Annotated in this window: 5 protein-coding genes and 1 pseudogene; 5 read left to right on the top strand and 1 reads right to left on the bottom strand. The window is 63.4% G+C overall.

Going from position 1 to position 7,004, the window contains the following annotated elements:
- Positions 1-24 precede the first annotated feature (24 nt).
- Positions 25-1,671, top strand: coding sequence for an ABC transporter ATP-binding protein (locus NS4_RS30795; protein WP_084487889.1), 1,647 nt, complete (start codon positions 25-27; stop codon positions 1,669-1,671).
- On the opposite strand, the gene NS4_RS31875 is transcribed toward NS4_RS30795, so the two are convergent.
- Complete coding sequence (locus NS4_RS31875; protein WP_084487887.1) at positions 1,632-1,982, bottom strand: hypothetical protein; 351 nt, start codon at positions 1,980-1,982, stop codon at positions 1,632-1,634. The genes NS4_RS30795 and NS4_RS31875 overlap by 40 nt on opposite strands.
- Before the next feature lie 26 nt (positions 1,983-2,008).
- Between NS4_RS31875 and NS4_RS33580 the strand changes: the two are divergent.
- From NS4_RS33580 to NS4_RS31860, 4 genes and pseudogenes are all read left to right on the top strand, one after another.
- Positions 2,009-2,641 (top strand): annotated as a pseudogene (locus NS4_RS33580) (condensation domain-containing protein); the annotation flags it as partial.
- Positions 2,642-2,914: 273 nt separating this feature from the next.
- Positions 2,915-3,685, top strand: a complete 771-nt coding sequence (locus NS4_RS33575; protein ID WP_245665866.1) for an AMP-binding enzyme — start codon at positions 2,915-2,917, stop codon at positions 3,683-3,685.
- 75 nt (positions 3,686-3,760) lie between these two features.
- Positions 3,761-4,465, top strand: coding sequence for a thioesterase domain-containing protein (locus tag NS4_RS30780; protein WP_084487883.1), 705 nt, complete (start codon positions 3,761-3,763; stop codon positions 4,463-4,465).
- Between the two features lie 1,168 nt (positions 4,466-5,633).
- The coding region (locus NS4_RS31860; RefSeq protein ID WP_218020439.1) for a condensation domain-containing protein at positions 5,634-7,004 on the top strand (1,371 nt) is incomplete at its 3' end.

Here is a 7,004-nt window from a genome sequence, read left to right as displayed (position 1 = left end):
GGGGGGGGCCGGACTCGTCGCTCCGTGGGTTCTCGGCGCGATCGCGGACGACGTTGCAGCCGGTCGGAACGCCATTGTGTTTTCCGCGTTGTTCATCGCTGCCGCCGCCGTGATAGGCGCTGTATTCGGCGGGGTCGCCATGGTCATGCTGGCGCGGGTGGGCGAGCCGCTCTAGGCGAGCTGCGGGAGCGAGTGCTGGGCCGGGCCCTGCAGCTGCCCGCCGAGCGGATCGAACGTACCTCGACCGGTGACCTGGTCTCTCGGCTCTCCGACGATGTCCGGACGGTTTCCGACGGCCTCAAAGGCGTCGTGCCGGTGATCGCGAACGCAGCCGTCGCAGTCGTGTTCGCCTCCGCCGGAGTGCTGACGCTCGACTGGCGACTCGGCCTCGCCATGCTGTGCGCGGCACCGGTGTACATCGTGACTCTGCGCTGGTACCTGCCGCGCTCACGGCCGCTCTACCGTGAACAGCGGGTCGCCCAAGGCGAACGCGCCGAAGACCTGCTTACCGGCGTCAACGGCGCCTCCACGGCACGGGCGTTCGGCATCGGGCCAACCCTGCTGGGACGGATCGACGAGAGTTCCCGGCGGTCGGCGGACGTGTCCGTGACCGTCTACCGGCTTATGCTGCGGTTCCTGAACCACAACAACCTGGCCGAGCTCATCGGCCTGGCCTTGGTGCTCTGCGCGGGGTTCGCGCTCATGCGCGACGACGCGACGACGGTCGGCGCCGTCACCGCCGCCGCGCTCTACTTCCTCAGGTTGTTCGGCCCGATCGGCAGTCTGCTGTTCACCTTCGACCGCTTTCAGTCGATGGGTGCAGCGATGTCCAGGCTGATCGGCATCGCCGAGTTGCCCTCGGCAACCGAACCGGCCCTGGACACCGTCGGGGGGTCGGGTGCAGTGGATCTGGTCGGAGTCGGCCACGCGTACGTGCCCGGTAAGCCGATCCTGCATGACGTCGATCTGCGAATCGCCGTCGGCGAGCGGGTCGCGTTGGTCGGCGCCACCGGTGCCGGCAAGACGACACTCGGCGCGATCGCCGCCGGGAGACTCAGGCCGACCGAAGGTACGGTGCTGGTCGACGGCAGGCCCCTCGACCCTGAGCTGTCCGCGACGTACTCCCGGATGTTCCTGGTCGACCAGGAAGCCTATGCCTTCGCCGGGACCGTGCGGGACTTCTTGACGCTGGTACGGCCTGAGGCCGACGACGACGAGATCCGGCGGGCACTGGCCGGGACCTTCGCGGATCGCTGGGTCGCCACGCTGCCCGACGGACTGGACACGGTCATCGGCGACGCAGGTCACCAGCTGACCCCCGATCAGGTGCAGCATCTCGCTCTGTCCCGGATCGTGCTCGGCGAACCATGGTTCGTCGTGATGGACGAGGCCACGGCAGAGGTCGGCTCGGCGGGGGCGCGCGTCCTCGAGCGGGCCGCCGAGGCGGCGATGCGGGGCCGCACCGTCCTCGTGGTAGCCCACCGGCTGACCCAGGCCACGCTGGCCGACCGGATCCTCGTCATGGATCAGGGCAACGTTGTCGAAGAGGGAACCCATCACCGACTGCTGGCTCTGGACGGCCGCTATGCCGAGCTTTGGCGGGCATGGACGGGGAGCCCGGACGATTCGACCTACCCGGCGGTCCCGCCGTCACGAACGGTTCTGAGATAAGTCCCCAACACAGGGACGCGATACGCAGGAGAGATGGTGTCGTCGGTAAAACCCGAGCACTTGTCAAAGCTCGACAGCGTCATATCGACGCTGGGCCCCAGCGGAACGGACTCCGCCCACGAGGCGAGGAAGCACTGCTCGAACGTCTTGCTGTTCCCCTCGTTCGTCGCCTGGCGATCAATCGCGAACGGGTTGCGGATCGCGACGCAATCCGATCGATCGCGCTGCACCCGGCCACGGCCGTCTTCGCGCGGCAGGCCTGCGCCGAGGCCGAGATCAACTTCTTCAGTTCGAAGCCGCTGGCCGTCCAAGCGGCCGCAAGCGGCCGGGTCGATCGGTGGTCGGTCGTTTGGCGGACATCGCCGCCGCGCAAGGCTGCTCTTTGTTCATGGCCGCACTCGCCTCGTTCCAAATCGTGCTGTCTCGCTGGAGCGGCCAAGATGACGTTGCGGTCGGCTCGCCAATCGCTGGCCGCAACCGGACCGAAGCGGAAGACGTCATCGGCTTTTTCGTCAATACCCTCGTTCTGCGAACGGATTTGTCCGGCGTGCCCACCTTCATGGAGCTCCTGGATAGGATCCGCGGGACCGCCCTGGACGCCTACAGCCACCAGGATCTACCCTTCGAACGCCTCGTCGAAGAGCTGTCCCCCGAGCGCGATCTCTCCCGCAACCCGCTCTTTCAGATCAGTTTCCTACTGCAGGGATTCCAGTAAATCAGCTGGCAGCTTCGCGGAGTCACCGTGGCCGCCTTGAACGTGAAGAGTGAGCACTCGAAGTTCGACCTCCTACTCGCTATGGACGAGCTGCCGAACGGCGAACTCGGCGGGGAAATTACATTTTCGACAGTACTCTTCGAAGAGGTCACTGCTCGACGGTTGGCTGCACACTACCTCCGCGTACTGGACCAGGTGACAGCGGATCCCCGTCAGAGGATCGGGCAGATCGAACTGCTGACGGAGGGTGAGCGCAGGCAGCTTCTATCCGACTGGAATGACACCGGCGCACCGAGCATCGGCCACACTTTCCCAGAACTATTCGCTGCTCGAGTCGCCTCGACACCGGACGCGACAGCACTGCGGCTCGAAGACGAGACCTTGTCCTACGCCGAGCTCGACCGCGTCGCGGTTCGTGGCGGTTCCGTTCGCGCCGGTGCCGGGGGGTCGGCTGTATCGGACCGGGGATCTGGTGCGGTGGAATGCCGAGGGGCAGCTGTTGTTCGTCGGTCGTGGGCCGATGATCAGGTGAAGGTGCGGGGGTTCCGGATCGATCCGGGGGAGGTCGAAACGGTTTTGGCTGCGCATGATTCGGTTGCGCAGGCGGTGGTCGTGGCTCGTGATGGTGAGGTGGGTAAGCGGCTGGTCGGGTATGTCACTCCGGTTGGTGGGCGGTCGGTGGTCGGGGTGGATCCGATGGTGTTGCGGGATTTCGTGGCGAAGCGGTTGCCGGAGTACATGGTGCCGTCGGTGGTGATGGTGCTGGGGGAGTTGCCGCTGAATCCCAACGGCAAGATCGACCGGAAGGCACTGCCGCAACCGCAGTTCGTGTCCTGGACCGGGTACCAGCCGCCGCGGACCCCCCGGGAAGAACTGCTGTGCACGGTTTTCGCCGAGGTGCTGGGTGTCGAACGGGTCGGTATCGATGATTCGTTTTTCGACCTGGGTGGACACTCGCTGCTGGCGGTGCGGCTGGTAGCACGAGCGCGGGCGGCCGGGGTGGTGTTCGGGCCGCAGGAGGTGTTCCGGTATCGCACGGTCGAAGCGTTGGCCTCGGTGGCCGGGGATGCTGGGATCGTGGTGTCCGAAGTGCCGGGCGCGGCTATCGGTGTGCTGCCGGTGGCACCGGTGATGAGGGCGGCGGTAGGGCGTGGCGGCCAGTTGCGGGGGTTTTATCGGTCGATGGGGGTGCTGCCACTGCCGGTGGGTGCGGCTGAGCAGCATCTGCGGGCCGGTTTGCAGGCGGTGCTGATCATCATGACGCGTTGCGGATGCAGGCGATACCGTCGGATGGGGTAGCGGTGGCCGGTTCGGGCAAGTTGGAGGTGCTGCCGGTCGGGGCGGTGCGGGCGGACACGGTGTTGCATCGCATCGATGTGTCGGGGCTGTCCGATGAGCAGATCGTGTCGGCGGTATCCGAGCAGATGGGTCCGGCGCAGCAGCGGTTGGCACCGGAGTCTGCGGTCCTGGTGCAGGCCTTGTGGTTGGATGCCGGTCCGGCGGTGGCGGGAGATTCGCCGCGTCCAGCCGAGGGGGCCGTATCACCTTTTGGGTTGGTCGTTCGGCGGGCTGATCGCCCATGCCGTCGCCGCCCGGTTGGAGCGATCCGGTGCGGCGGTAGGTGCGGTCGCGCTGCTCGATACCAGGTCTGCCGAGATCGACGGCGAAAGCATCGAAAGACTCAGCGCGGGTGGATATGTCAACGCCTTTGGTGCCGCATTCGGCATCCATGATGTGCGCGAAACCGCCACCGCGCGGCAAGCGGCCGAGGCGATCCGCGAGCGGAATGGCGGTGTATCGATCGTTGATGCCGGCACTCTGGAGCAAATGGCCGCCTCATTCAACAGTTCGGTCCGCAACCTCGTTGGATACAGACCCCCGGTATTCCGCGGCGATCTGCTGTATTTCAGTGCGACTGTGGACACCACGGACGCCCGCGGCCCGTCGGGATGGCGACAGCACGTCACCGGCGCGATTACCAACTACGATATCGAGGTCACCCACAACGAGTTGACGACACCACATGCTTTGTCGATCATCGCCCAAGTACTCGACGAGCATCTGCAGGACTGGCAATGAGCCAAGAGCGAAGTGTCGCCCGGGTCGTCGCGGTGGGCGTCGAATAGGGCGTTCGCGCGATAGACCTCGACGAGTTCGGCCTCGGTGACCGGCGCGGCCAGCCACCGGTAATAGGGTTGGCGAGCAAGGGCTGACCACGACGGGAATCCCGTCGTCGGCGAGCTCGCTCACGAGCGGGTCGAGCCTTTTCCCGGGAATCGGCCTGCGGCAGATATGCTGCAGCACGGCGCAGCACTTCGTTCCGATTGCGGCGCCTCAGTTCCCGCAGCTCATCGGACTCGTTACGGGTCGTTCCGGGCTTGTTGCCCTCGTCGATATCGGCTCGACGCGTCCACTTCGTCAAGGTCATCGGGTGGGCGCGCGGTCGTTAGACCGGCACCAGCGGAGCCGTCCACCCAGCCCGGGTTCCGGAGGCGCGCGAGGTTAGGAACTGCGGACCTCGGGCGCGGCCACCGTTGCGGCATCGATTCGTCATTGCTGCATGGCCAGTCACTGAGCCTGGCGATCCAGCGATTTCCCGGCTAGTGCCTTCGGATCTGGTGGCAATGGCAGGGCGAGTGCAAGGCAGGACGCGAACTCCTGCCTGTGTTGGTTGCATGTTCCTTACCAATCCGGTGCCGACGGGTAAACGCTCGTCCGTGATGGCCAACAGCTCTGATGACCGCGCGTTTGGATCTAACGGATTCAACCCGGCGCCAGCGCCCGGCTCGGTGGGTATACGGTTTTGCTCGCGCCTGCCGAGAGAATCGCATTCCCGATTTCGGAGGTCAGGGATTTCCGTCGGATAGGCGCTGACTGATCAGGGGAAGTCGGATTTTCGGGGGACACGACGGCGATCCCGTCTTTACCGTGATCCGGGTTCATTGTCGTGCCAGCAGAACCCGAGTGGAGTGACTTGACGGAACTGAAGCCGCGGGTCGTCCCGCCTTACAATTGGGCAACTTTTCGCCGAGGCGCGCGCACCGGATGCCGACGGTCGCTGCATGGAACAGGTTCCATGCAGCGACCGAGGTGGACGCCATGGTTGATTGCGAGGCGACGACCTGTTCCCAAGCCGGTCCTCGGATGCAATAATGCAAGAAGGCAGGCTGCCAATCCAAGGAATGCAGAACAGTACCTCCAAGGGTGGTGTGGCGTAACACACCTCTCGTAATTCGAGAGTGCAATTATGACTGCATCGAATTCGTTTCAGCTTTCTTCTGCGCAGAAGGCGCTGTGGTTGGCGCAGAAGATGGTGCCAAGCTTGTCGAACAACATTTCCGGATACTTGGATGTTTCCGGACCGATTGATCCTCCGATGATGGATGCGGCGTTGCGGCGGGCGTATGGTGAGGCACGCACCTTGCAGGTGAATATCGTGGAAGGCGCCGGAGGCCCCCGGCAGGTGATGCGTGATTGCAGCCGGTGGAAACCGTTCTTCATTGATGTCAGTGGCAACGCAGACCCCGAATCCGCGGCACGGGAATCAATGGCCGATTTGGTCGGCCAACCGTTCGACCTCGAGCGGGACACGTTGTATCGGTCGGGACTCATCAAGCTGGGTGAGTCCCGATTCTTCGTTCTGTTGGTGTTTCACCATATTGTGGTGGATGGGTTCGGCGCCTACATGATCGCGCGCCGGATCGGAGAGGTCTTCACCGCGCTGAAAAAGGGTATCCCGATCAAGGATGCTGGATTCGGCGGGCCGGAGTTGATCAATAGCGAAGACGATGACTACCGAAATTCCGTTCTTTTCCTCCACGACCGGGAGTTCTGGCGTGACTACATGTCCGCATTGCCGGAGCCTATTCAATTGTCAGCGAACCGAGGTTCGTCTGTTCCGCTGACGCTGCACCACGGTATCAGCATTTCGGGCGAAGACACCGCCGCATTGTTGGCAGTGTCGAATAGCTTGGGAGTGCCGGTTCCTGGTTTCCTCACGGCAGTGGTGGCTTGTTTCTTCAATCGTATGTCGGGTGCCCCAGAGTTTACTCTACGTTTTGCGGTGGCAAACCGGGCAGGTGCCGCAAGTAGTACGCCGGGCCTGGTGTCGAACGCGGTGCCGCTGCGTGTGAATGTCGGTCCGGGGTCGCGATTCGCTGAAATTGCCGACCAGGTGCGTAGTGAGATTCGATCCATCTTGCCGCATGCCCGATATCAGGGTTCCGATATAAGGCGTGATATCGGATTTTCCGGCACCGGCAGGAATCCATTGGGCCCGGTTCTGAATATCATTCCATTCTTCGGGTCGATAGATTTCTCCGGGAGTCCCGCTTTCATTCGTGGAGTTTCGTTCGGGGCGAATGATGATCTATCCATTTCAATTTACTATATCGGTAGCAGCGGTAATGGTTTACATATCGAAATAGATGGAAACGGCCTCCTGTACAGCAGTGAGGATTTGAAGCTTTATTCCGAACAATTGATAAGATTTTTTCGGGCAATAGTAGCGGATCCGGAGGGCCGGGTCGATCGACTGTCTCTCCTCGACGAGTCCGAGCGTCGGCGAGTGTTGGATCAGTGGAATGAAACGGCGGCACCGGTTCCGGCTGTGACAGTG

It is taken from the genome of Nocardia sienata NBRC 100364 (assembly GCF_001613205.1).
Lineage (GTDB): Bacteria > Actinomycetota > Actinomycetes > Mycobacteriales > Mycobacteriaceae > Nocardia > Nocardia sienata.
Note: the sequence above shows the minus strand (reverse complement) of the source record. Positions and strands in the feature narration are given on the sequence as shown.

Excerpts from the sequence above, each read along its gene's own strand:
- NS4_RS30780 (WP_084487883.1), top strand. The coding sequence starts at position 3,761 with ATGTGTCGGGGCTGTCCGATGAGCAGATCGTGTCGGCGGTATCCGAGC.